24 protein-coding genes and 1 tRNA gene are annotated in these 25,206 nt (G+C 36.3%); 11 read left to right on the forward strand and 14 right to left on the reverse strand.

The window, feature by feature from the left end; genetic code table 11:
• Positions 1-1,213: BapA/Bap/LapF family prefix-like domain-containing protein (locus tag F960_RS22630; RefSeq protein WP_004861273.1), on the reverse strand; the 1,213-nt coding region annotated here is incomplete at its 3' end.
• Positions 1,214-2,103: 890 nt separating this feature from the next.
• On the opposite strand from F960_RS22630, the gene F960_RS06835 reads away from it, so the two are divergent.
• Positions 2,104-2,508 (forward strand): hypothetical protein, encoded by a 405-nt coding sequence (locus tag F960_RS06835; RefSeq protein ID WP_035374501.1) that lies wholly within the window; start codon positions 2,104-2,106, stop codon positions 2,506-2,508.
• 56 nt (positions 2,509-2,564) lie between these two features.
• Here F960_RS06835 and F960_RS06840 read toward each other — a convergent pair whose 3' ends face one another.
• A complete protein-coding gene (locus F960_RS06840) occupies positions 2,565-3,059 on the reverse strand; it encodes a hypothetical protein (RefSeq protein WP_004861278.1) in 495 nt (164 codons plus the stop codon).
• Positions 3,060-3,179: 120 nt separating this feature from the next.
• Between F960_RS06840 and F960_RS06845 the strand changes: the two genes are divergently transcribed.
• The 5 genes from F960_RS06845 to dapC all read left to right on the forward strand — a co-directional run bounded on the left by F960_RS06845 (position 3,180) and on the right by dapC (position 9,785).
• Positions 3,180-3,923 carry an AzlC family ABC transporter permease gene (locus F960_RS06845; RefSeq protein ID WP_171066252.1) on the forward strand — a complete coding sequence of 248 codons (744 nt, stop codon included), beginning with the start codon at positions 3,180-3,182 and terminating at the stop codon, positions 3,921-3,923.
• Positions 3,913-4,260 carry an L-valine transporter subunit YgaH gene (gene ygaH / locus F960_RS06850; RefSeq protein WP_004861285.1) on the forward strand — a complete coding sequence of 116 codons (348 nt, stop codon included), beginning with the start codon at positions 3,913-3,915 and terminating at the stop codon, positions 4,258-4,260. The genes F960_RS06845 and ygaH overlap by 11 nt, the downstream gene beginning before the upstream one ends.
• Positions 4,261-4,621: 361 nt before the next feature.
• Positions 4,622-5,839 carry a formate-dependent phosphoribosylglycinamide formyltransferase gene (purT, locus tag F960_RS06855; protein WP_085945818.1) on the forward strand — a complete coding sequence of 406 codons (1,218 nt, stop codon included), beginning with the start codon at positions 4,622-4,624 and terminating at the stop codon, positions 5,837-5,839.
• Between the two features lie 90 nt (positions 5,840-5,929).
• Positions 5,930-8,593: a [protein-PII] uridylyltransferase gene (glnD, locus tag F960_RS06860; RefSeq protein ID WP_004861292.1), complete on the forward strand. Its 2,664-nt coding sequence runs from the start codon at positions 5,930-5,932 to the stop codon at positions 8,591-8,593.
• Between the two features lie 22 nt (positions 8,594-8,615).
• Positions 8,616-9,785 (forward strand): succinyldiaminopimelate transaminase, encoded by a 1,170-nt coding sequence (dapC, locus tag F960_RS06865; RefSeq protein ID WP_004861294.1) that lies wholly within the window; start codon positions 8,616-8,618, stop codon positions 9,783-9,785.
• Positions 9,786-9,878: 93 nt separating this feature from the next.
• Here the strand turns inward: dapC and F960_RS06870 are convergent, their stop codons facing one another.
• From F960_RS06870 to F960_RS06885, 4 genes are all read right to left on the reverse strand, one after another.
• Positions 9,879-10,322: an energy transducer TonB family protein gene (locus F960_RS06870; protein ID WP_169333006.1), complete on the reverse strand. Its 444-nt coding sequence runs from the start codon at positions 10,320-10,322 to the stop codon at positions 9,879-9,881.
• A gap of 252 nt (positions 10,323-10,574) precedes the next feature.
• On the reverse strand, positions 10,575-11,576 hold the full coding sequence (locus F960_RS06875; RefSeq protein ID WP_004861300.1) for an adenosine deaminase: 1,002 nt from the start codon (positions 11,574-11,576) through the stop codon (positions 10,575-10,577).
• Between the two features lie 109 nt (positions 11,577-11,685).
• Complete coding sequence (locus F960_RS06880; protein WP_004861303.1) at positions 11,686-13,005, reverse strand: NCS2 family permease; 1,320 nt, start codon at positions 13,003-13,005, stop codon at positions 11,686-11,688.
• Positions 13,006-13,284: 279 nt separating this feature from the next.
• Entirely contained in the window at positions 13,285-13,473 is a 189-nt protein-coding gene (locus F960_RS06885; RefSeq protein ID WP_154650733.1) for a hypothetical protein, read from the reverse strand.
• A 230-nt stretch (positions 13,474-13,703) separates the two neighbouring features.
• Here F960_RS06885 and F960_RS06890 point away from each other — a divergent pair.
• Positions 13,704-13,780: transfer RNA gene (locus F960_RS06890), tRNA-Val, on the forward strand.
• A 434-nt stretch (positions 13,781-14,214) separates the two neighbouring features.
• Here the strand turns inward: F960_RS06890 and F960_RS06895 are convergent.
• On the reverse strand, positions 14,215-14,601 hold the full coding sequence (locus F960_RS06895; RefSeq protein WP_035374497.1) for a hypothetical protein: 387 nt from the start codon (positions 14,599-14,601) through the stop codon (positions 14,215-14,217).
• A gap of 121 nt (positions 14,602-14,722) precedes the next feature.
• Between F960_RS06895 and F960_RS06900 the strand changes: the two genes are divergently transcribed.
• Entirely contained in the window at positions 14,723-15,685 is a 963-nt protein-coding gene (locus tag F960_RS06900) for an IS30 family transposase (RefSeq protein ID WP_004854881.1), read from the forward strand.
• Positions 15,686-15,742: 57 nt separating this feature from the next.
• Here F960_RS06900 and F960_RS06905 read toward each other — a convergent pair whose 3' ends face one another.
• From F960_RS06905 to F960_RS06920, 3 genes are all read right to left on the reverse strand, one after another.
• A complete protein-coding gene (locus tag F960_RS06905) occupies positions 15,743-16,174 on the reverse strand; it encodes a hypothetical protein (protein ID WP_004861310.1) in 432 nt (143 codons plus the stop codon).
• Between the two features lie 150 nt (positions 16,175-16,324).
• The gene (locus tag F960_RS06910) at positions 16,325-16,654 is read right to left on the reverse strand and encodes a hypothetical protein (protein ID WP_004861312.1); all 330 of its coding nucleotides are present in this window, start codon (positions 16,652-16,654) and stop codon (positions 16,325-16,327) included.
• A gap of 608 nt (positions 16,655-17,262) precedes the next feature.
• Positions 17,263-17,817, reverse strand: a complete 555-nt coding sequence (locus F960_RS06920) for a hypothetical protein (protein WP_004861313.1) — start codon at positions 17,815-17,817, stop codon at positions 17,263-17,265.
• A 349-nt stretch (positions 17,818-18,166) separates the two neighbouring features.
• On the opposite strand from F960_RS06920, the gene F960_RS06925 reads away from it, so the two are divergent.
• Both F960_RS06925 and F960_RS06930 read left to right on the forward strand, forming a co-directional pair.
• On the forward strand, positions 18,167-18,532 hold the full coding sequence (locus F960_RS06925) for a hypothetical protein (protein ID WP_004861315.1): 366 nt from the start codon (positions 18,167-18,169) through the stop codon (positions 18,530-18,532).
• Between the two features lie 74 nt (positions 18,533-18,606).
• The gene (locus F960_RS06930) at positions 18,607-19,143 is read left to right on the forward strand and encodes a hypothetical protein (RefSeq protein WP_004861317.1); all 537 of its coding nucleotides are present in this window, start codon (positions 18,607-18,609) and stop codon (positions 19,141-19,143) included.
• 326 nt (positions 19,144-19,469) lie between these two features.
• Here F960_RS06930 and F960_RS22925 read toward each other — a convergent pair whose 3' ends face one another.
• The 4 genes from F960_RS22925 to efp form a co-directional block, all read right to left on the reverse strand.
• Positions 19,470-19,790: a hypothetical protein gene (locus tag F960_RS22925; RefSeq protein ID WP_004861320.1), complete on the reverse strand. Its 321-nt coding sequence runs from the start codon at positions 19,788-19,790 to the stop codon at positions 19,470-19,472.
• 652 nt (positions 19,791-20,442) lie between these two features.
• Positions 20,443-20,751 carry a YbdD/YjiX family protein gene (locus tag F960_RS06940; protein WP_171066249.1) on the reverse strand — a complete coding sequence of 103 codons (309 nt, stop codon included), beginning with the start codon at positions 20,749-20,751 and terminating at the stop codon, positions 20,443-20,445.
• A 7-nt stretch (positions 20,752-20,758) separates the two neighbouring features.
• A complete protein-coding gene (locus F960_RS06945) occupies positions 20,759-22,861 on the reverse strand; it encodes a carbon starvation CstA family protein (protein WP_004861326.1) in 2,103 nt (700 codons plus the stop codon).
• 197 nt (positions 22,862-23,058) lie between these two features.
• Complete coding sequence (efp, locus tag F960_RS06950; protein ID WP_004861329.1) at positions 23,059-23,628, reverse strand: elongation factor P; 570 nt, start codon at positions 23,626-23,628, stop codon at positions 23,059-23,061.
• A gap of 542 nt (positions 23,629-24,170) precedes the next feature.
• Here efp and epmB point away from each other — a divergent pair.
• A complete protein-coding gene (gene epmB / locus F960_RS06955; protein WP_004861331.1) occupies positions 24,171-25,187 on the forward strand; it encodes an EF-P beta-lysylation protein EpmB in 1,017 nt (338 codons plus the stop codon).
• The last annotated feature ends 19 nt before the right edge of the window (positions 25,188-25,206 follow it).

The following is a 25,206-nucleotide window of genomic DNA, read 5'->3' on the forward strand; positions in this document are numbered from 1 at the left end:
CTGTAGCAGTAAGTGTTGCGGTTTCACCATCGGCAATCGGATTTGGTTCAAATGACCATTTGCCTTGACTATTGGCTGTCGTGGTCAAAGTATTGCCATGACCTAGATCAAGCGTGATCAGCGCATTGGCTTCGCTCGTACCTAACAAACTTGCTGCATTATTTTGCTCAACACTTGGTGCGAGTGGTGCAACCGTATCGGCCTTATCAGTCGTAATCGATGAACCAACATTGCCTGCGGCATCGGTTACCGTCAGCTTACCTGTTTCACCATCTGCAATCGGGTTTGGGGCGAATGACCATTTGCCTTGACTGTTGGCTGTTGTGGTCAAAGTATTGCCATTGCCCAAATCAAGCGTGATCAATGCATTGGCTTCGCTGCTACCACTTAATCCTGAAGCATTATTTGTAGTAATTTTTGGTTCAATTGGTGCTGTTACATCAATCGTAATGACTACTTTATCACTTGGCGAGCTTACATTTCCTTGTTGATTAACAATAATATAGCTAATCTCATGCGTACCCTCAGCAAGTGGAATTTTAGGTGTTAAGGTATTCGAAGCTTTATCATAAATCGCGTCGACTTTCACACCATCGACATAGAGTAAAGCAGTTTGACCATTTGCTAAATTTTGAATCACAAAACTCGGCGTATCATCATTTGAAATCTTATCGATACTCAAATATATTATTCCACCACTAATATCATTAATATATTTTATTGGTGCAACTGGCTGAGCAATCGTATTATCTTCTGTGGAAGTCTCATGTTTTGAATTAGAGCTGCTTAGACCCGCAATCAAACCGCCTGCTGCCAATACGCCACCTGCAAATAACCATGGTGTACCAATCAAAAAGCCTGCATCATGCTCATAAAGCAGTGGTTCTAGCTCATCTATTGATTGATAATATATTGATTTATCAATGATTTGAGTATCTTCTAAGTGTTGAATCCATGATAACTTAGCTTCATCATCCTTAAATACAAGACTATTATCTGCCGTATTATTCTCATTGTAGAAATCACTTATTTTTAAGATTTCTCCATTTTTAAAATGGATAATTAAATCATTACCTTGTCTTTCGATTTTTTGTACATCTTCTAAATTTGCATCTATAAGCACAACTGAATTTTCTTTGACTATAATATTATCATCTAATTTTGACTCAATTACATTGTGATTTTGCTTAGAGATCACGTTAATGTATTTCATATATACCCCCTAAAATATATTAAAATTCCAATGATTCATTTTATAATTTTAATACGTATTATTTTTAATATTTTTTTAAAAGCATTAATCAATATAAATCAATATATTAATAAGTTAACTATATAAATTTAAGATTTTTTTTAGCATTATATGAAAATAAATATTGCTTATACATTGTTTTTAATAATTAAAATATACAAATGTATATCTAAAAAATAACTAATTACGAAATAAAATTAAGCATTTAAAACATTTGAGCAAAAAACCGCTAACACACTATATTTATTTACGATTATTCATTACCAAAGCCCAATAAATTTAAAATATAACCACAACTACACCCTTTGTCCTTATAGTTTGAATTATTTCATATTGTAAAAAATCCATAATAGTTTTAAAAAATCAAAATTAAAACCATCAAATCTTAGCAACTATTATTTAAATATATTAATCACACAATTTTTCAATATTAGTAAAATTCAATAAACCATAAATCATAAACCAAATTCATGATAACTTTATGTCATAAGAAAAATAAACAATTAAATCCAATATAAAGACCCTCTATAATCAATATAAAAGAAAATAAACGGCCACTTAGTTAAAATAATAAATATCTAAAAAATTGACTTTCCTTATTATAATTTTGATAAAAAATTTCAAATACTCAAAAGCATTATTTTCAATAATTCACATCACTTTTTCTTAGGTTTACAAACAGCAAATCATTTATCTTTAATCAAAAAACTTAAATCAAAATTAAAATGTGCACGTAGATGCAAAAAGCTATAATTCATTGCTTTATTTAACAAAAAAATGCTTTTCAAAGCTTTGTCACATATTTAAATTATGCTTAGGTGCTAATGCCTTATCAAAATAAGATGACGAATATGAAGAAAATCACAACGGTAATCGCTGCAAGTGTTTTAGCGATGATCAGCGCAACAACTTTTGCGTGTCCTAAAGGTACAACTTTAACAGGCGGTGTTGGTCCTCATCATCAAGGTGGTAAATGTGTCACATCTACTGGGGCACCTGCTGCGAAAGCTGTAAAAAAAGATGCAAATAAAGCACAAGCTACTGCAGTAAAAGCGAAAGATGATAGTCAAAAAGCTAAAGATAGTGCAGCTAAAGCAAATACTGCTGCTGTTCAAGCGAATGATAAAGCGGCTAAAGCAAAAGCTGCTGCGGATGCAAAAGCAAAAGCCGCTGCTGCTTCTGAAGCGAAAGCAAAAGCGAAGGCTGACACAAAACCTGCAGAAAAAGCCGCTAAAACAGCGACCAAAACTCAGTAATTATTTTCTAATAAAAAAGCGAGCAAATGCTCGCTTTTTTTTGTCATATAAATCATTTAAAAAATATTATTATTGGCTTTAGTATTACCCAAACTTGGGTTATCTATAGCATCTTTACACAAGGCTTTATCGCGCTCATATTCTTTTTGTTTTTCAAGCAAATCGCCATCTTTCTTTTCCAAAGTGGCGCGCGCCCAATTATCCAAACTGGTTAAAGCTTTACGACATAGTGCGTATTTGCCTTCTGTTACTGAGTCCGTCATTTTGACATTGATCCGCCAGTCTGTACTCAACTTTCTGATTGGTTTTCTGACCTTTTCTTCGATGAGATTCAACTGTTTACGATAAACATAAGGATCTACATTGTTCATCATTTTCCATGCTTCATGCGCATAGCTTGTTGCATCATTGGTCAATTTAGGTGCTGCTTTGATTTCAACTTTATTCTTTTGATCTGTCGTTTGATCATTAGAATTTCCACATGCCTGTAATCCAAATAAACTTGCGAACACTGTTATCAGTAACAATGATCGTGGTTTTATCGTAGACATACTTGCTTACCCAAATAAACTAATTCATTCCTATGCTAGTAAATTCGGGTACAATACACAATCTTGTTTTTCAATTCTTCTCTCGCAAGGTATTTTGTGTCTGAACTTAAAACAGATCAAATCCAGCCTGCTGGCTTTTGGCAAGGCGCAAAAGATAGTCAAGCCATTATCTTTACTTATCTTCCTGTATCATTTGCTTTTGGTGTTTCGGCAACCCAATTTGGTTTTAGTGCTTGGGAAGCATTATTTTTATCTTGCACCATGTATGCAGGCGCGAGTCAATTTTTAGTCGTTGCCCTGTTAGGCAGTGGTACGTCGATCTGGATGACGGCTTTAACTGTAATTGCGTTGGATATACGCCATGTGCTTTATGGTCCCGCCTTACAAAACCTCATTCAAGATAAGCTTAATCTAAAAAAAACGGCAGTCTGGGCTTGGGGGCTTACAGATGAAGTCTTTGCCAGTGGCATGATTAAATTGTCACAACGTCGTCAAGAATGGTCTGAATCTTGGATGCTCGGTTTAAGTCTTTTTAGTTGGCTGTCGTGGGCATTGGGATCATTCTTAGGTGGCTTATTTTCAAATCAAGTCAGCCATTTACCCCAATTTTTGCAAGCCGCACTCGACTTTTTACTTCCTGCTTTATTTTTAAGTTTCTTACTCGCAGCCTTTGAAAAGAAACACACTTTGGTGGTTGGTGTGTCGATCATTACAGCGATCTTAGCTTGTTATTTTATCAATATGTCTGCTGCAATTTTTATTGGTATTTTTGCTGGAATAATCGCAGGATTATTCAAATATTATATTTTAAAACAACATGATGATCATCCCGTAGATCCATCAGGAGCATCACATGAATCTTGAAATAATTTTAGTCGGTATCGTGGTGGGAATCGCAAACTTTGCTTCGCGTTTTGGTCCTTTATTTTTTATTCAAAAAAATCATCAAAATAAACAACAGCGTGGCGCAGTTTGGCTAAAAATTGCCTTAGGTAGTATTGGCATTGCTGCGATCAGTTCGATGCTTGTCGTTGCAACGCTTCCCCCTTTAATCGAAACACCCAATAAAAGCTTTGCCATGTTAGTCGGTTTTATTGTACTCACGGGTTTGTATTTCAAATTTAAGAAAATCGTACCTGCAACTTTAACTGCCGCCTTAGCTTATGGACTGGTCTATACCTACCTTCCCAACGCATTTTAAGGCTAAAATTTTTAAAATATAACGCACTTAAAGCTCCTAAAAATGAGCTATAAGGGCATATGGGATTGGTTTTTTTAAATCTAATCTCTCGCAAATGATATTTATCCTGATGAAAATATTATTTGCGATCAAGTTTGATTTTTATCAATCTAATTTTGTTAGTTATATCTATGAAAAATGCGCTTCGTCTCGTTTATTTTTACTTTTAATTATAATAACTTAGTTTGCATATTTTCTATCAGAGTCAAATTTCCGATCATAATCGTCAGCTTTGTTCGACAAAAACGATTAGTTTATGTAAATCAAGGCTTAACACTGGCTTAAGTTCTGCTATGCTTAAAGTCCCATTTCCTAAGCATGGATGAATCGTATGAGCGTGACTATTGGTACTCCACTTCAGTCTTCTGCATTTAAAGTTTTACTTTTAGGCTCAGGAGAATTGGGCAAAGAAGTGGTGATTTCTCTACAACGTCTAGGAGTAGAAGTTCACGCCGCAGATCGTTACGATCATGCACCTGCGATGCAAGTTGCGCATTTTGCTTATACTTTAAATATGGCGGATCCTGCCGAATTAAAAGCTTTAATCGAAAAAATTAAACCAAATCTTATCGTGCCTGAGATTGAAGCGATTGCGACTCAGGTTTTAGTTGAAATTGAAGAAGAAAAAATCGCAACTGTTATTCCTTCAGCAAAAGCAGTCAATTTGACTATGAATCGTGAAGGTATTCGTCGTCTTGCAGCTGAAGAATTGGGTTTACCGACTTCTGCATATCGTTTTGCTGACTCTTTGGAAAGTTTCCGTGCTGCTTGTGATGACATTGGCTATCCAAACTTTGTCAAACCCGTCATGTCTTCTTCAGGTAAAGGTCAATCTCGTGTAAAAAGTTTTGCCGAAGTTGACGCAGCTTGGGAATATGCACAAACAGGTGGACGAGTAAACCAAGGCAAAGTCATCGTAGAATCACAAATCAATTTTGATTTTGAAATTACCCTTCTCACAGTTCGTGCTAAAAATCCTGAAACTGGCGTTGTAGAGACACATTTCTGTGATGCAATTGGTCATCGTCAAGATTCTGGTGATTATGTTGAAAGCTGGCAACCTCAGCCTATGACTGCTGTTGCTTTAGAAGAAGCTAAACGTATTGCAAATAAAGTCACTGTTGCTTTAGGAGGCTGTGGTATTTTTGGTGTTGAGCTTTTTGTAAAAGGTGACCAAGTGTGGTTTAGCGAAGTTTCACCACGCCCACATGATACAGGTCTAGTCACTTTAGCATCGCAGTTCCAAAGTGAATTTGAATTGCATGCCCGTGCGATCTTAGGTTTACCTGTAAATACTGCTCGCCATAGTATTGCAGCAAGTGCGGTAATCTATGCTGGAGTCGATTCGACAAACTTATCATTTTCTGGCTTAAATCTTGCTTTAGCAAACCCTGATACTGATTTACGTTTATTTGGCAAACCAGAAGGCTTTAAACGTCGTCGTATGGGCGTGGCTACAGCACGTGCAGAATCAACTGATAAAGCACGTGAACTTGCGAGTGAATCAGCTGCAAAAGTTAGTGTAAATTTAAATAATTAGTATATGGATTTCTGCTGAGCACTTAGCTGAATTGCAATACAATTCGGATAATTGATCGGCAGTTCCTGATAAAACTCGGACAATATTTATATGATCAATACCTCTCCTCTGTTGAATTACGTGAGTAGTCATCACGATATTCAGGCGATTAATCAATGGCGTACAGATGTCGAGCAACAGCTTCAGGAGGCTTTTGAACAGGGTCATCCGATTCGAGATATTGTCCGAGCGCGATCAAATTTCATTGATGAAGCTTTAATTTTCTTGTGGCATCATGTTGGTTTAGACAAAACCGATCTGGGTTTATTTGCTGTTGGTGGTTATGGCCGACGTGAAATGCTGCCCTATTCTGATGTCGATATCATGATTTTATCGGAAGAAGATTTAAGCGAAGAACAAGAAAAAATCGTCACTGAATTTATTTCCTCACTGTGGGATGTCGGCAATTTTAAACCGGGTGTCAGTGTCCGTACCATTCGCTGCTGTTTTGAACAAGCCACCAATGACTTAACCGTTGCAACAGCGCTAATTGAAGCACGATTAATTATTGGTAATCAACATCTTGCAAAATGGCCACGTCGTGTCGTTTCGCAAACTTGGACGGATAAAACCTTCTTTGATGCGAAAATGCAGGAACAAGCCAAACGTTATGCCCAACATAATAATACTGAAAGTAACTTAGAACCTGATATTAAAAATGCACCGGGCGGCATTCGAGATATTAACCAAATTGGTTGGATTGCTAAGCGTCATTTTAGAGTCAATCGTATTTATGATTTGGTTCATTTGGGTTTTATTTCCGAATTTGAACTACAAATCCTCGAACAGGCTGAAAACTTTCTTTGGGAAATCCGTCACCATTTACACCGTTTAGCCAAACGTGATGAAAACCGATTATTATTTGATTATCAACGTGAAATTGCTGCTAAATTTGGATATGTAAAAGAAGAAGGTAAACATATCAACTATCCAATTGAACAGTTCATGAAACGTTATTATCGGACTGCACAGCAGGTCAGTACCCTCAATGAAATGCTATTAGCGTATTTCAATGAGTCTGTTATTACGCCGCGTTTACCCAATTATGAACGTCAAATTGAAAACATTAACGATCATTTCAAATTGGTTGATGGCAAACTTGCCGTACAACATCATAAGATTTTTTCAGAAAAGCCAAGTGCAATTTTAGAAATTTTCTATTTGCTGGCGAATCGGCCTGATATTGAAGGAATACGTGCCCGCACCTTGCGTTTATTGATCTTGGCAGCAAAACGGATTGATCAACAATACCGTGATAATCCAGAGCATCAAGCCTTGTTTATGGCCATTATTCGCTCCCCGTATCGTTTATATGAAACCTTGTTGTCTATGAAACGCTATGGGGTATTGGGTGCTTATATTCCTGCCTTTGGTCAAATCATGGGCTTGATGCAATATGATCTGTTCCATATCTATACGGTTGATGCGCATACCCTTTTATTGATCCGCAATCTCAATCGTTTTAAAGAGCCTGAGTTTGCCAAAGATTATCCTGTCGTTAGTTCCGTTTTCCAGCGATTAGTACGTCGTGATATTGTTTATTTAGCTGCACTTTTCCACGATATCGCCAAAGGTCGTGGTGGTGATCACAGTGAACTCGGCGCTGTAGATGCAATAGATTTTTGCCGTGCGCATGGCTTTACCGAACGTGAATGTAATCTTGTGGCATGGTTGATTCAAAATCATTTATTTATGTCCATCACAGCTCAGAAAAAAGATATTTCCGATCCTGATGTGATCCAGAATTTTGCAGAAAAACTGGGTGATATGGAGCACTTAGATTATCTGTACACCCTGACTGTTGCAGATATTAATGCGACCAATCCAAAACTTTGGAATACTTGGCGTGCATCACTGATGCGTCAACTTTATACACATGCCCGTGATGTGATCCGTTCAGGCCTAGATCGCCCTGTCGATTATCAAATGTTAATCGAAGACACCAAATTTGCTGCGAGTGAACTTTTAGTCAATGATTTTTCACTCGATGAAGTTGAAAAAGTTTGGCAAGAACTGGGTGATGAATATTTCATTAAAGAATCTGCTGACGAGATTGCTTGGCATACCCGCGCCATTTTACAGCACGGCGACAATCCTGCACCAATCGTGCTCATGCGTGCGCACCGAAAAGCAGCACAAGATGCGGTTCAGATCTTTATCTACACCCAAGATAAACCCAATTTATTTGCCACGACCGTTGCTGTACTCGATCGTATGAATCTCGATGTACAAGATGCGCGGATTATTACGGCAACAAAAGCATTTAGTTTAGATACTTATGTAGTCTTGGATCGTTTTGGTACTCTACTCACAGATCCTGAGCGTGAAGAAACAGTGCAAGAGGCTCTGGTTAATGCGTTGAGTCATTCTGATAAATACCCAAGCTTGATGCAACGTCGTATTCCACGTCAATTGCGCCATTTTGATATTGAAACTACAGTAGATATCACATTAAATGAAGCCCTATTGCAAAATATGGTTGAAATCGCAACACTTGACCAACCGGGTTTGTTGGCACGTGTCGGTGGTTTATTTATGATGCAAGGACTTGATATTCACTCTGCCCGCATCGCAACCTTAGGTGAACGTGCTGAAGATATATTCTTTGTCACCAAAAAAGATGGTACACCGATGACTGATGAAGAAGCGTCTCTATTGGCAACCCAGCTTAAAGCCGCTTTGGATGAAGCATCAAATCAAGTGAACCAACATTAATTTATTGATCGGTAATTGTTTTATGAACTCTAGTTTGTCGTTATTACATCCTTATCCATTTGAAAAGTTAAATCAACTTTTTCAGGATGTTAAGCCAGCAGATCTACCTTTGATTCCATTGTCAATTGGGGAACCAAAGCACCCTGCACCTGAGTTTGTAAAACAAGCGATTATTGACAATTTAAATCATCTTTCAACTTATCCAAACAGCAAAGGTTTGCCTGAGCTTCGTGTAAGTATTGCTAATTGGCTCACTCGTCGTTTTAAATTAAATCACATCAGTAGTGAAGATCATGTACTACCTGTATCTGGTACACGTGAAGCAATTTTCTCATTTGTACAGGCCTTGGTTAAACGTGAAGATTCACCTTATGTGGTGATGCCAAATCCTTTTTATCAAATTTATGAAGGTGCGACTCTGCTTGCAGGTGCAAAACCTTATTTTGTAAATTGTACTGAAGAAAATAATTACCTCGGTGATTTTGATCAAGTTCCTGCTGAAGTTTGGCAAAAAACTGCATTGTTATTTGTTTGTAGTCCGGGCAACCCAACAGGTGCTGTCCTTTCTAAAGAACAATATAAAAAATTAATTGCTTTATCAGATCAATACGACTTTGTTATTGCATCAGACGAGTGCTATTCAGAAATCTGGTTTGACCAAGAACCTACTGGCTTACTGGAAGTTTGTGCCGAAATTGGTCGTGATGACTATAAAAATTGTGTGGTTTTCCATTCACTTTCTAAACGTTCAAATTTACCGGGTATGCGTTCAGGTTTTGTCGCTGGCGATGCCAATTTATTGAAACCATATCTAAAATATCGTACCTATCATGGCGCAGCTATGCCTGTTCAACATCAACTTGCTTCGATCAAAGCTTGGGATGATGAAGCACATGTCGAAGAAAATCGTAAATTGTATCGTGCAAAATTTGATTTATTCCAATCAGAACTTGGTTCATTGCTTCCGTTTAAAAAGCCTGACGCTGGTTTTTATTATTGGCTAAAAGTTGATCACGATGAAAACTTTGCCAAAATGTTAATGGAAAAGGCACATATCAAAGTGCTTCCGGGTCGTTATTTATCACGTGAAACAGAAACCGGAAATCCTGGAGAAAACCATGTACGTATGGCATTGGTTGCGGATATTGCGCAATGTGAACAAGTGATTGAACGATTGAAAAAGATTTTATAATTATTTCTTATCCTCTTATTTACTAAAGCCAAAATAGTCATGCTATTTTGGCTTTTTTTGATGCTATTGAAATATTGAAAATCTCAATTCGTATTAATTTGCAACAGAAAACTCATGAACCAATTCATAAATCACCGTTTGATCTGCATATTGAATTGGTTGAATTTTTGCTGACGCCAAAGCCTGAATCACTTTAGCATCAAATGATTTTGAGCCAGAGCTTTTTAAAATATCTGATTTAATCACCAAGCCAGCAGAACCTAAAACCGTCATTTTTATTTTGACTGGATTTTTATAAGTTTTCATATCTGTAGCTGAAACGTCTATTTTTGGCTTTACTAGCCAATCAAGCACATATTCTTTTTTATAATTTTTAATAATTTCTTGTTGTTTAACTGGTTCTGCTTCTTTTATTTCAGGTGTTTTGGTCTTCAATGTCTGCATCAAGTCAGTGATCGAGTCCATTTCTTCTGCTTGGACTGTGCTCATCCAAATCAAACAGAGTGCCACTGTGATGGTTTTAGCAAAAAAATTCATTGTATCTAACATAAATCAAATGTTCAGAATCCTATCCTACTCTACAGATCTATAAGTTGCCAATTTTAAAGATTATTCAAATAAATAATATTATTAATATAGGTCAAATATTTGCCTTATTTTTATATCGATCAGCAAATAAAATATTGTTAAATCATTTACAGACAGCACATGCGGTACTGTCTGCAAAAAACATTTAGATGCATCATATCGTTTTAAATCCAACGATATGATGATGCAGTTTAAGCGAGCTTAGACGATTGCTTGAATTTCTTCGATCCATTTCGCTTTCTCTGCATCTGTAATAAAAGATGCTTCAAAAGAATTAATCGCAAGTTGTTTTAGATCGTCTTGACTCAAATCTAAAGATTTTTCTATCGCATAAAAATTGTCATTCATATAACCGCCAAAATAAGCTGGATCATCTGAATTGACTGTAACTTTAACGCCTTGCTGTAACATACGATGAATATTATGCTCAGCCATATCCGATACCACACAGAGTTTTAAATTGCTGAGCGGACATACGGTTAATGGCATTTTTTCAGCAATTAGACGTTGCATCAATTGCTCATCTTCCTCTGAGCGCACACCATGATCAATACGATTGACATGCAGTAAATCCAACGCTTCCCAAACATATTCTGCAGGTCCTTCTTCCCCTGCATGCGCGACAACCAACAAACCTTCTTCACGTGCTTTAGCAAAGACGTTTTGAAATTTTGAAGGTGGATGCCCCATTTCACTCGAATCTAAGCCTACACCGATAATATCTTGCTTATAAGGCAATGCTTGTTCAAGTGTCGCAATAGCTGATTCTTCGCTTAAATGACGCAAGAAACACATAATCAAATGTGAACTAATACCAAATTGAGTCTTTGCATCAGTACATGCTTTTTTCAAACCATTTAAAACAGTTTGAAAACTCACACCACGTTCGGTATGTGTTTGTGGATCAAAGAAAATTTCTGTATGAACCACATGATCTTCATGGCATTTTTTAAAATAAGCAAATGCAAGATCATAAAAATCTTGTTCATGAATAAGGACATTTGCCCCAGCATAGTAAATGTCTAAAAATGATTGTAAGTTGTGAAAATTATAGGCTTGTTTAACTTCTTCTACAGAAGCATAAGGAATTTGAATTTGGTTGCGCTGTGCAATTTCAAACATCAATTCAGGCTCAAATGTCCCTTCGATATGCACATGCAATTCGGCTTTAGGGAGCGTTCGAATAAGTTCTACATTATTCACTTAAAATCCTCATTTTTTCTATTCAAAATTCGATGATTCTGAAACTATTTAAAAGGCAAAAAACAAAAGGGTGCAAACTAAAGTTTACACCCTTTTATTGAAAGAAAAATTAACCGCCAAATGCGACAAATTTAATAACCCATAACACAGCAATGATCCAAACCATATAAGGAACAGTTGCAGCCTTACCAGTAAACAGTTTGACTAAAGCATAACTGATAAAGCCCATCGCGATACCATCTGCAATAGAATACGTAAATGGCATAAAGACAATGGTTAAAAATGCTGGAACAGCTTCAGTGATGTCATTCCAATCAATATTGGTGATCCCTTGAATCATCAACACACCTACAAATAACAATGCAGGAGCGGTAGCAAAACCAGGAACAGATTGTGCAAGTGGAGCCAAGAACAAACAAGCAATGAAAAGTACTGCGACAACAACCGCAGTCAAACCAGTACGACCACCTGCCGCAACACCAGCAGAAGACTCAATAAATGGAGTGGTTGAAGACGTACCAAGCGCTGCACCAGCAACAATCGCTGTAGAGTCAGCAAATAAAGCTTTTTTCAAACGTGGTAATTTACCATCTTTGAGCAAACCTGCACGATGAGAAACCCCAACCAAAGTCCCTGTAGAATCAAACAAATCGACAAGGAAGAATACAAAAATCACCCCAACCAAACTTGCTTCAAATAGACCAACAAAATCCATTTGTAAGAATGTCGGTGCAATTGAAGGAATCGTACCTACAACACCCTTAAACTCGTTAAAGCCCATTAAAGTAGAAAGTGCAGTAATCACCAAAATACTGATAATGATTGCGCCACGAACTTTGAAATGATGCATGATAACGATCAAGAAAAAGCCGAGTAATGTCAATAACACAGTCGGTTGTTTGATGTCACCTAAACCAATCAAAGTCGCTTTATTTGCCACAATAATGCCTGAGTTTTTCAAAGCAACCAGTGCTAAGAACAAACCGATCCCACCGCCAATCGCAAATTTGAGTGACATTGGAATCGCATTGACGATTGCTTCACGTATTTTAAACATACTGATCGCAATAAAAATCAATCCTGAAACAAAGACTGCCGCCAATGCAGTTTGCCAAGGCACATGCATGCCAATACAAACAGAATAAGTAAAATATGCATTTAGCCCCATACCCGGTGCTAAAGCGATCGGATAATTGGCAACCAAACCCATAACCAAACATCCGATCGCAGCAGCTAAACATGTCGCGACAAATACCGCACCGTGGTCCATGCCCGTTTCAGAGAGAATCATTGGGTTTACAATGATGATGTAACACATTGTCAAAAATGTAGTTAAACCAGCTAATACTTCAGTTCGAAAAGTTGTTTTATTTTCACTTAATTTAAATAAGCGTTCTAAAACACCTGCTGAAGAATTGGGAGTTGTCATATTTAGCCCCTATATAGGTCTAAGCTTTTTAAATATATTGAGTTGAAATAAGATTTGCTGTCGATTGCAAACTTGCAAGAAATACGCCACTTTTCAACATCAGAAAATCGGGACTAACTGAACTAAAAAAGCTGCAAATTAAATGCAGCTTCAATGTAACATTGGGTAATATGAACAATGTAGTTAAGTTAGAATTTCATCGCGGAAAATTATAGCATAGTAACAAAATGTTTTAGTAAAACTTAAACGTCATTCATCTGCTCTTTTTAAAAGCTCGTTCTAAATATTTTTATTGGCTTTATATAAATCAGCATCATAGGGATAATTGCTATCCGAATCATCTGTATTTGAAGCTTGTGCTTCTTGGAAAATTTTATCCATTTCTGCTCTTTTTTGTTGTTCAGAATCTTGATGTGAAAGATATCCGATGCCAAAAATAGAAAAAAATAAACCTAATGTAACAATCATTGCTTTCATAGCTAAACAATTTATCTATTGAATGGTTAATGAACGAAATATATATTAACATAATTAAACTTAAAAATGTGACAAAAGTCACATTTTCGTAAAAATAATTCTTGATCTAACCCATGTTTTATATATTTTGCCTCATCTTGTATAAAGAATGATCTTATAGCAGTAATTTGACTTTTTTTTCTTGTCAAAAGCAAAAAAAATCAATATGATTCGTGCCATATAGGCGTATAGCTCAGTTGGTTAGAGCGCTACGTTGACATCGTAGAGGTCTCCAGTTCGAGTCTGGATATGCCTACCAAATAAAATCAAAGGCTTGCAGTTAGAATCAACAACTTGCAAGCCTTTTTTTATGTCTGAAATTTCATCAAAATCATTAAATGCTGTATAAAATAGCTAAAATTCGGCATAATTTACGCCAAGATTATGTAACTTTTCAGTCTATTCTGCACTAAATTACAACCTACTACTCCTCTCTCAACCAACATGCAACGACTTTTCACCCAGCTTGGTGCATTAGAATTTGAGGCAATAGAAACAAGTGCATGCCCATCGCCATATTGTTGCCATTTTCCATAACTGGACTTCCAATCATTAATGACTAAACAACTTCTATTGATAATTTTTAATGTGTTTTCCGCATTATCTTAGATCGAAAATGCAAAATCAGTTAGTTTTTTATCCCATGCTATAAATTCCACCCATTAAAAAACCCACCGAGGTGGGCTTGTTTTATTATCTCAATGCATAGCAAACATTTAAGTTGCCCCTGACTTGCTTATAACAATTCCAAACTGTTGAACTCGGCTTAGGTTCTTTAACAATTTTCTTTGTTTTAGCATCTAGATAATAATGTGATGCATCTTTCATATGATTTAAATCACTACCCAGTGAAATCCCACAATCATCTTCACACATAGTGGACTCTTCAATATGATACTGTTTCTTATTGATATTTAAAATCGTATACATCCCTCCAGCACCACCACCTGAGGAAATTACGCAAGGCTGAGGGCTGTTTTTCCCACTTACAATGAGGCATTGCCCTTTTCGATCTGGATTCTCATGTGCAAACGCTGAGATCGACACAAACATAAGGCTTATAGCGATTAAACTTTTCATTAGACCTTTTCTTTTTTCGCAGATTCAAATCCCAAGTGCAACACACTTGTAGTTAGTTGAAAAAGTTAGGTGTATTCATAGAATCATTAGACTTTTTCAACTCGCAATTGGAAAGCACACAATGAAGAAATACACCCAACTTTCTCAAGATGAAAGATACGAAATTTATGCTACTTTGAAAAGTAAAAGTTCAATCGCTAGCCTTGCTCGGGAGTTAGGGCGTTCACGATCAACCATCTACCGTGAGTTAAAAAGAAATACTGGGCAACGTGGATATAGAGCTCAACAGGCAGCGAAATTTGCAAGTCAAAGACGGTACCATCCTTCATCATCCATGACAGCATTTGCCTTCGCTTATATTGATTACTTAATTGGCTTAGACTGGTCACCAGAACAAATTTCAGGTGCTTTAACACAACGCGGTTGGCTGGATGTACCTTCACATGAGTGGATTTACCAGCACATTTATCAAGATAAATCACAAGGAGGTAACCTCCATCTACACTTAAGGCATCAGAAGAAATATCGAAAACGAGGTTACAAAAACACGGATCGTAGAGGGCAAATCATTGATAAAACAAGTATTCATTGCCGAGACCAGGTCATTGATCAGCGACAACGTTTAGGAGATTTCGAAGGTGATACGGTGATTGGTAAACATCATAAAGGAGCTTTATTAACCCTCGTTGATCGAAAGAGCCTGTACGTACATATTGTTCATTTAGGGTCAACGAGAGCATCCTCTAAAACGATTACTTGTGCATTAGATCGTTTACGAATGAGCCATGCTTATAGTGTAACATTTGATAATGGAAAGGAATTTGCCGAACACAAAAGAATTACTGATGTCGGCATAGATACTTATTTTGCTGATCCTTACAAGTCTATTCAGCGAGCTAGAAATGAAAATACGAATGGTTTAATCCGGCAATATCTGCCAAAATCATCATCGTTTGATGACGTGTCAAACGATGAAATAGAGCAGATAGAATTTTCACTCAACCATCGTCCTAGAAAAACACTAGGCTGGTATACGCCAAGTGAAGTTATGGCTGGTTTTTATACTGTTGCACTTGCTGCTTGAATCCGCCTTTAAAAAATAATTGCATTAAAAATATCAAGTAAAGATCTTTATCAAAATCTATTTAATCACATAGCAAACCTCAAGATTACCTTGAGTTTGTTTATTGCAAATCCAATCACCATCCTTGTTTTCAGTTACAATTTTTTTGGTCTTATAATCTCTAAAAAGTCTTTTTGCATTCTTCAGTTTATCAACACTAGTACCAACTTTAAAGCCGCAAGTATTGTAGCAATCGCTTGGTGCCTCAAATACATAATTTGCTTTATCTAAGTTCAGCAACTCACCATTAGGTCCTTGCTCTAAATAGTACTTTTTATCTAATTGCAACATTTGATAACTAGATCCATTCTCGCTTGTAATCGCTATTTGGCAAGTTTTGGTCGTACTATCTTTACCTTGAACATAGCATTCTCCATCAAATGCGATTACATCATTGGCGTGAGACAATACTGGAAATAGTAAAAGCAGACTTAGTAAGATTTTTTTCATTTTCAATTTACCTATTATTAGTTTTTAGAAAAATAACAAATATATTTTAAAATGTCTAAACTTTCCGCAACTGAGCCGTAAAACTCGCTCCAAATGCTTCATAAATTTTTTCCAATAAAAATCCACTCAGCGAGTGGGCTTAGGAAAAGTTTATTCTTTACAGCTGTCGTATATTATTTTTGAATACAATTTAACCACCTTCTCTTTTTCAACGGGACTTAGATAAATTGGCCATTTTTCATATGCCATGATCGCAATCCCTTTATAGAGCAGCTTAGTATCCTCTGAAATTTTATCTGTTTTATCCAAACTATCAGTGAATTCTTTTTTATCTTTACCATTTTGATGGGCGTACATTGCAGCTTCAACATATGTGCTCATCATTTGACAATTAAACTCTTTTGCTTGGACGGGATTTGCATTATCTTGTGCATACAATTGCCCGCAATACAATAAAACAATCAGAAGTATTTTTTTCACAAATTCAACCTATTATAATTAAATTAATTTTTAAGGATCTATTATTTAAAATACCACTATATCGAATATCGAATATCGAATATCGAATATCGAATATCGAATATCGAATATCGAAATGGTTTCACACTTTCCTCAACTGCACCGTAAAACTCACCCCAAATGCTTCATAATTTTTTCCCAATAAAAACCCACTCAGTGAGGGGCCGTTGTATATTTTGTATTTAACTATTTAGATGCACTTGAATCTGGCTTCATGCAATTCTTATAAGTATTATCATTAAACTTTAAACGTGCACTTTTCATTGCTTCTTCGGAGGAATAAATAGGTTTACGATATGCATCATTTAAGAGTCTTTTAAAATAATTCTTTTTTGCGCTTGGTATCTCTTTACTCTCATCAATCATTTCAAGATATTCTTTCTTTTCTTCACCTTTCTGATGCCCTTCAAATGCTAATGACGCTTAATAGCTCGCTGCATCGCACAACCCTTCCTTATTATATAGAACGTAACTTACAGTTTCTGAATGCGATAAACTTGAACAAATTAGAATCGATATAGTTATCAAAACTTTTTGCATGTAAAACTCCAAATCTTTTGAAGAATGTTCTAGTCTACTTTTGAGAGATCAATATTTTTCGGGAAGTCAGGAAAAAATTCATTAAAATCATCCTTACTTATGTAATCGGAGTAAATAAAAGCCCTCCACTCATTCGTCTTTAAGTTCCTTACATAAATTGTATATTTCCGATCTAATTTCTCTTTGCCATTAATAATAAACCGAGCCTCAACAGGTATAACACAAACCTCACCAGCTGAGAGTATACCGTTATATTTTATAGGAAATAACTTATTCCCATCATCAACGATAAAGCCACTTTTAACATCATCCATTACGCGCTTAACACGATCTGCATACTCTTCAGGACTGACCCATTTAACACCTGTAAACATTTTTCCAAGATGCTTTGATTCAAAAAGAGTTGAATAGGCATATTTATCCTTAAATCGTGAAACTTCCTCAAAATTGCCATTTTTCATTATCATCATTTTATCTTCCATCATTTTTTCAAATAATGGATAGTTTTTACTGCACTGCAATTCTTGGGCATAAACTGGAAAACAGCTTATGAAAGAAACCAAAAAAATAAATATTTTTTTCATCCGAATCCCCTCCCATCTTCTTACATATTTAGAAAATTCTTTCTTATTATTAAGAACATCACTTACTATATCTACATGAGAGAAGCCTAAAACTCTTTAAAATACAAGAAACGATTAAAATTTTATTCATATTCTACTTTCCTTAAACTTTAATCAAGCTACTCATTTTCAGTATAAAAATACAGCTGAGTTTAGATTATTGAATTGCTGTAATAAGCGTTGGTCATTTCATTTTCAAATTTAGCCCTATCGTTTTGTTGCACGCAGATCCATGACGAAGATGCTTGCTTTACATTCCTTATTGAAGTGATACTCTCTTTATTTATACAACTTTATGAGAATAATATTAATGATAAAGATACTACTTTTAGCAATATTATCTACTTTGAGTTTTGGAGCATTAGCTAATTCAGCTTGTGACAAATTAGATAAAATTGCAGATGAGAATGGCACTATGTATGGTACAAAATATAATTTCGTCGTCACAGGACCAAAAGGATTTCGGAGCTATTTTCACTCTGCACCATCTAGCCAATGTAAAATTAAAGACTTGTTTATAATCACGGGTGACTCGGTAATCGGATATCAAGAATTTAAAAATGAAAACCAAACTTGGCTCTATGTTATGTATATTGATAAAAACGGAAATGACACATCTGGATGGATTAAACTGAAGGACCTTAAAATATCTGGGAGACTAAGCCCTTCTCAATAATGATATTATTTCTCTAAACAAAAACGGCGTATTTTCTAAATTTGATAATTGGAAATAAAAAAGGAGGAAACCCGGTGCGTATCTTAAATAAAACGATAATATCTAGCTTCGCCATTATGTTAATGGCGTGTGGGCAAACAGCTAACGCTAAAAAATGGACTGAAGAAGATATAAATAAAAGCTTCGATCAAGCAAAAGAAGCGGCAATTTATGCCCAGAATAATCAGACAAGTCAATTAACTTATTTATATAAAACAGCCTACAACGAAGTGAAAAATCAATCAAAAATATACGATGAAATAATGTCTTTGGCAGGACAGCAAGTCATTACATTCGAAGAGTTGTATAAAAGTGTGGGGAAAAATTTAAGTGAAGAAATTAAACTAGCTAGCACTGATCAAGAAAGTATGATTAATGTCCAAACCATAGATGGATTATGCACAGGGAACAAATTTATTATTAAATATTTAAAAATTGAGGACTCTAACAAGATTTCTGAATCAAAAAAAGAACTCGCCCTAGAAGCGATAAAATTACAACCAGAATTGGAACAAGCATTAAAGAGTCAACAAAGTCCATTAGATAATTTTGTTTGTCTGTCATTAAAATAGTTTTAATGACCCTAATTTAGGCTTCTTAATTGATGTTTTATGATGAACTACGAATCATCATCATTTTAAAATACATATTTTAATTACTCTTAGTATTTAGATCATACTTAATTATCAAATAACAGCACAGTTATTGGTTACAAATCAAAAAATGGCTACCTCTCTTTGTCTATTTACTAAAAAACATCAAGCTAATATATCCAAGATTAATCAAGTAATATAGGGTTAAATATATAATGCTATCAGAAAAATTCTAAGCTGTGATTGCCCGATTATAAGGTGGATACTCTATGAGCCAATGGTGTAAAGAAAATCCTTTAGCTCATTTAGTTATTAATAACATCTAACAGCCATTTCAAGTAAACTTCTTTGTCTTTAAAATCAGGAGATTCATTCATATTCACAACTATCTCTTTACCGTCAGCTATGAATGCGTAATTACTTGCCATACTGTATTGATCTTCACCAACTCTAGCCTTTTCAAAATAATATTTTAAAAATAGTATATTACACGCCAAATTATCAGCCATCCTTGATAGCTTATCCAATTCAGCGTTCTTCCTTAAAAATCTATTTTTTACATCGCTTGGAAAGCGATAGCTTTTCAAGAAAGCATCGTATTTCTCTTCTAATTCTGCAGTATTCATTGTCAATCTAATCCATGTTTAGGTATAAACATCTTAGCTCAATTAACAACAAAAAAGCCCACATTTCTGTGAGCTTTAAGTGATTAATAACACGTCTTTATCCCTAGCTATTTTTAAAATTTTTATCATTACTAATCCGTAAAAAACCGCAAAAGCAAGGTTTAAATCTGTTAAGTGACTGTTAACATTAACTTACTAAGTTAAATAGAAAATGTTCACCATACAAAATACAATAAAATCAAATTGTTAGGCATTTAATTCTTTGACAACAAAAATTGATCTTCTCTTGTTGCAAGTACATTATCAAAATAATAAATTGAGCTAATTCAGCTAGTTTAAATGCTATGCTAATCTATACTTAATTGAGCTGAAGTAGCTGAGGGGAAAGCATCGAAATGATATCTCTCATTTCGTATATTCAGGTTCGAGTCCTGAACCAGCTCATCCTTATTTGCTAGACATTTAGATTTATGGTTAAAGTACATAAGTCCTTCTAATACCATCCGAAACCTAGTCCGCCACTTATAAAGTGTGAATACAAAATAACTTAGAAATGCATCCTTTTCATATAAAATAAACTCAGACTTTTCACTTTATAAAACCCATAAAAAACGGCGTATTTTCATACACCGTTTTTTCAATTAGTTCAAAACTAACATGGACATTTTTTCATCGCGCCGTTAGCAGCACTTGGATAGCGTGCATCCACACAGTAACGATAAAAAGTTTTCGGGTCCATCGGACTGAGATCAGGATGATGTTTTTTCATATGATCAAGGTAGGTTTGATAATCTGGCACACCCACCATCAAACGAAAACTTTGCTGTAACCGTTGCCAAAGTGTTGCAATACGTGACCAATTCTTTGGAGAAAAGATCAAATGTTTTTGTGATTTAATCGTCATCTTGATGATGTTATAAATCACAGTTTTTCCATTTTTTCCAAATTTTAGATCCATCACTCACCTCTTAAAGTTGCTTGTTTGCAACTACAGTGTCTTCGGCATCATCATAAACTGCTGGTGCTTCTTTTACTGTAGGTATTTTACTTGCAAGTGCACGGCGAACCACACCAAATGATGCAATGATCATGACCACTAACACGATCATAAAGAAGCCACAAAGCGCTGCATTGATTTGGTTAGAGAGAACAATCGTTTGCATTTCAGCGATTGATTTGGCTGGTTTTAAAATCTCACCTTGAGCAATTGCTGCTGAGAACTTATCTGCTTGAGCCAAGAAACCAATCTTAGGATTGCTATGGAAGATCTTTTGCCAACCCGCAGTCATTGCAGTGACAACCAAGAAAATCGTTGGAAGAATCGTCACCCAAACATACTTTTCTTTTTTCATCTTGAACAAGATGACCGTACCGAGTGTCAATGCCATTGCTGCCAAGATTTGGTTACCGATACCAAATAGAGGCCACAAGCTGTTGATACCACCAAGAGGATCGACCACGCCTTGGTAAACGAAATACCCCCAAGCTGCAACTGAAACCAAAGTACCCAGCATATTACCAAAGAAGTTATGTGATGCTTTAACTGCTGGAATAACTACACCAACGGTATCTTGCACCATAAAACGACATGCACGTGTTCCTGCATCTACCGCAGTTAAGATGAATAGTGCTTCAAATAAAATCGCAAAGTGATACCAGAAAGACATCATGGCACGACTGTTGAAAATTTCAGAGATGATATGTGCCATACCAATTGCAAATGTTGGCGCACCACCTGTACGAGACAAGATAGATTTTTCACCGACTTCTTGAGCCAATAGACTCAACATTTCTGGTGTAACCACAAAGCCTAGATTTTTTACTGCTTCTGAAGCTGTTTCAACGGTCGTACCGAGTACTGCTGCTGGTGCATTAATCGCAAAATAAACACCCGGATCAAGTACAGTCGCACAGATCATCGCCATGATACCGACAAATGATTCTGTCAACATACCACCATAACCGATCATACGAGTGTGAACTTCATTTTCAACCAGTTTTGGCGTAGTCCCAGACGATACCAAAGCGTGGAAACCTGAAATCGCACCACAGGCAATGGTAATAAATAAGAATGGGAATAATGAACCCGCAAATACAGGACCTGTACCGTCGATAAAATGTGTAACTGATGGCATTTTAAGCATTGGCATAGCAACAACAATACCAACAGCTAGACCTGCAATCACGCCAATTTTTAAGAATGTAGATAGATAATCACGCGGTGCAAGTAACAACCAAACAGGAAGAACAGATGCAATGAAACCATAAATCACCAAGCACCAAGTCAATTGAGTGCCTGTCAAGGTAAAGAAAGGTCCCCAATACGGGTCTTGTGCAACGTGACCACCATAAATAATGCCCAGCATCATCAAGACAAAACCAATGATTGAAACCTCAAAGATTTTACCCGGACGAATAAAACGCATATACACACCCATAAAGAGTGCAATTGGAATGGTTGCTGCAATACTAAACACACCCCATGGGCTGTTGGTCAATGCTTTAACCACAACCAGAGCAAGTACTGCCAAGATAATCACCATCACACCTAGCGCACCAAGCATGACAATAACACCCGCAAATGAACCTAGCTCATCTTTAGCCATTTCACCCAGTGATTTACCATCACGTCGAGTAGAAATAAAGAGCACAAGGAAGTCTTGAACTGCCCCTGCAAGTACAACACCGACTAAAAGCCAGATTGTCCCAGGTAGATACCCCATCTGAGCAGCCAAAATAGGACCAACTAAAGGTCCTGCTCCAGCAATGGCTGCGAAATGGTGGCCAAATAAAACGTATTTATTGGTAGGGACATAGTCAAGTCCATCCGCCAACCGCTTTGCGGGCGTTAAACGGCGAGAATCTAAACCAAAAACTTTATTTGCAATAAATAAGCTATAGAATCGATAAGCAATGCTATATACACAGATCGCAGCAAGGACTAACCAGACTGCATTTACGTGTTCACCCCGACTTACTGCCAGTATCCCAAACGATACCGCTCCAATGACAGCAACTATCGCCCACATCAGTTTTGAGACAGGCGTAGATTTTTTTTGAATATTTTCCATTCATACCTCACATTCTGAATACAAAAAGCAGATCCATTGTTTTTCTTTACTCGTAATGCATTTCATGTGAATCCAATCACATCTGACTCTACTCCTCATCTTTTTATTTTCATCTTATACTTTGGCATAAAAAAAGGGATGATTTTCATCATCCCTTCGATAATAGTATATTTCTACACCATTATGCACGTTCAAACTTAAGCACGTTCTAAATAATCGCCTGTACGAGTATCTACGCGAACGCTTTCTTCTTGTTGAACAAATAATGGAACACGTACAACTGCACCTGTTTCAAGTTTAGCTGGTTTACCGCCACCGCCAGAAGTATCACCACGAACACCTGGATCAGTTTCAACGATTTTCAATACAACGAAGTTTGGCGCGCTTACTGTTAATGGAACACCATTAAATAATAAGATTGTGCAAGTTTCGTTAGAATCGTCTTTTAACCATTTTGCAGCATCGCCCATAGCGACTTTATCAGCAGCAATTTGTTCAAAGCTTTCTGGATCCATAAAGTTCCACATTTCACCATCGTTATACAAGTAGTTCATTTCTACTTCAACGATATCTGCAGCTTCTAATGAATCACCAGATTTAAAGGTTTTTTCTAGTACTTTACCAGTTTTGAGGTTACGTAATTTAACGCGGTTAAAGGCTTGTCCTTTACCTGGTTTTACGTATTCGTTTTCCATGATTGAACACGGGTTGCCATCAAGCATGACTTTCAAGCCTGACTTGAAATCATTTGTAGAATAATAGGCCATGTCTGGCACACTCCAAACTTACTAACTTAAATCAAATAATGCAGCGAGTCTTGCGACTCCAATCAAAACTTATTTACATTCGACATCAATTGCGTATTTTACAATCCATGTGAAATATCAACAAATTTCTATACATTAAGACAATCAATATTTAATGATACAGTAAATGCATCGGATCCGCGTATATTCTAAATGAGCAATAGAGGTTGAATCAATGTATAAAATTTCATTGTCGCTGTGAATTTGTTATGTTGACCCTCGATAAAGCACATTTTTGTCTGATTTCGGCTCAATACAGAGTAAAAATTTTCATTTATGCCATTTCAATACAAAAAATATTTTAAAAACACTTCCACATATCTGGCTTAAACTTGACAATTTCACACGCTTTGTCTAGCTTGCACATGCAGAATACGACTTGCTTGTTGTATCTGCTTATTGCATGTTTTTATTTTGCGAAATCCCTATATTGAACCCTTATTTTTTGAAAGCTGCTTTAGTGCCGCGTTATTTCAAAAATCAAATGTAAAAAAATCTCCCGCATGACTCATTATTTATATCAATCACAAAACTGGCAAAAACAGTTAAGTGACCTCGTAACCGACCCTGCTGAATTGCTTGAATTACTGGATTTATCTTCAGATGCCCTTTACTCAGGTGCAGTGCTCGCAACTGAACAATTCAAGCTGCGTGTACCGCGTGCCTTTGTCGGGAAGATGCAAAAAAATAATGCCTTTGATCCACTACTTTTACAAGTACTGCCCCATCATCTTGAGCTAGAAGAACATGCAGGTTTTGTGACAGATCCTTTGGGTGAGGAAGCTGCCAATCAATTGCCAGGGGTTTTGCATAAATATAAATCTAGATTTTTGCTGACTTTAACAGGTGCTTGTGCGGTACATTGCCGTTATTGTTTTAGACGACATTTTCCTTATCAAGAAAATCTGCCCAAAAATGATGATTGGCCCGATATCAAACAATATTTAGGGCAGCATCCAGAGATTAATGAAGTCATTTTAAGTGGTGGCGATCCTTTGACTTTATCCAATCGAAAATTTGCACTTTGGGTCGAACGCTTGGAGTCAATTGCGCAGATTAAAACACTTCGAATCCATTCTCGTGTTCCAATTGTGATTCCTGAACGAGTGGATGATGAGTTTATTTCTATTTTAAAAAACAGTAGGCTACGTAGCATACTAGTGGTACACTCCAATCATGCTCAAGAGCTTGATGACCTCACCTGTTCCAAACTTTTAAGTTTGGCTACAGCACAGATTACTGTACTCAATCAAGCTGTCTTATTGAAAGGTGTAAATGATAATGCCGACACTTTGGTTGCTTTAAGTCAAAGACTTTTTGAGGCACGTGTCATGCCCTACTATTTGCATGTTTTAGACAAAGTCAAAGGTGCTCATCATTTTGATTTAGAAACTGATAAAATTGACGCGCTTTATACTCAAATCTTGGCAGAGTTACCCGGCTATCTCGTCCCCAAATTGGTACGTGAAATTGCAGGTGAAAACAACAAAACACCACTCTATGGACATGCCACATTTTAGCCATGATCTTTTTAGATCT

It is taken from the genome of Acinetobacter gerneri DSM 14967 = CIP 107464 = MTCC 9824 (assembly GCF_000368565.1).
Classification (GTDB): domain Bacteria; phylum Pseudomonadota; class Gammaproteobacteria; order Pseudomonadales; family Moraxellaceae; genus Acinetobacter; species Acinetobacter gerneri.